Raw genomic sequence first — 1,189 nt, forward strand, 5'->3', positions numbered from 1 at the left:
GCCAAGACTTGGGGACACGCCGCAAGGGCATGTCCCCGCCGGCTCACCCCACCTTCACCAACAACCCCAGCTCCCCCGCCTTCATCACCGCCTCCTGCCGCTTGACCACGCCCAGGCGCTTCTTCGCCGCCTCGATGTGGTGGTGCACCGTGCGGGGCGACAATGTCAGGATCGCGCCGATCTCCCAGTCGGTCTTGCCGCGACTGGCCCAGTACAGGCACTGGGCCTGGCGCTCGGAGATCACGCCGTAGTCCGGGCTGTCGTCCTGCAGCTCCCAGTGCTTGAGCATGATCGTGCCGAACACCGTGGCCAGGCTCTCGACCACGGCGCGGGCGGTGGGGTCGGTGCTCGTGTCCTCCGTGGCCATGCGGATCAGCACCTCGTGACCGGCCGGGCCGAAGACCCGCACCACATAGCCGTCGTTCATGCCGAACTCCGACGCCTCGCCCCACATCGCCTGGGCCCGATTGTCGCCCAGCGGCCGGGCGTCGGACCAGGCGAACGGGCGGTTCGACTTGCGCAGCAACGTGATGCAAGGGTCGTGGACCACGTGGCGCGCGCCCCAGTAGCGGGCGTCCCAGGCCTCGAAGTCGCGGCGGGCCAGGGTGGGCGGCTCGCGGCCCAGCTGCTCGGCGTTGATCAGGGTGGCGCAGAAGCGGTCATAGCCGAACGCCGCGATCGCCCGCCCGAAATGGGCCTCGACCTCGTCGGGCGCCGCGTAGTGCGGCGCCTTGCTGAGAAAGCTCCAGGCTTCCTGTTCGGCCGTGTTCAACACGTGGAGATGCTCGCCCCCTGAGGCGGCCAGACTAGGGGAAGGTGRGAGAATGGGCCAGGGAGCGTCTCGGTGCTCAATTCGCCGGCCTGAGCCAAAGAAACCCCACGGCATAGCTCCGGATAGGCTTGCATGATAAGTTCCGCCCCATGCTGACACGCCTCCTGACCGGCCTTGTCGCCGCGCTGATCTTGCCAAGCCAGGCTGCGTGGGCGGAGGCTGCGCGGGCGGTCACGGTTGATGGCTTCTATTGCGGCGAGCTGTCGGACGAAGACCAGGAAACCAAGCTCAACTACATCCGGCTAGGCGAGATTATGGATGAGGCCACTTGGCTGGGCGTGGTGCGCGCGCCCACGGTGCAGCCAGGCGGGCCGGCGCCGAGCTGGTGCCTCGATCGGTTCTCGCAGGACGTCAACC

The 1,189-nt window shown here is 68.0% G+C and carries 2 protein-coding genes; one reads left to right on the top strand and one right to left on the bottom strand.

The annotated features are described in order from the left end of the window. Positions 1-43: 43 nt before the first annotated feature. Entirely contained in the window at positions 44-775 is a 732-nt protein-coding gene (locus AC1DZ6_RS25510) for a helix-turn-helix transcriptional regulator (RefSeq protein ID WP_477099876.1), read from the bottom strand. Positions 776-921: 146 nt separating this feature from the next. On the opposite strand from AC1DZ6_RS25510, the gene AC1DZ6_RS25515 reads away from it, so the two are divergent. Next, the coding region (locus AC1DZ6_RS25515) for a hypothetical protein (RefSeq protein WP_477099877.1) at positions 922-1,189 on the top strand (268 nt) is incomplete at its 3' end.

It is taken from the genome of Caulobacter sp. P1_B12_2 (genome assembly GCF_056406675.1).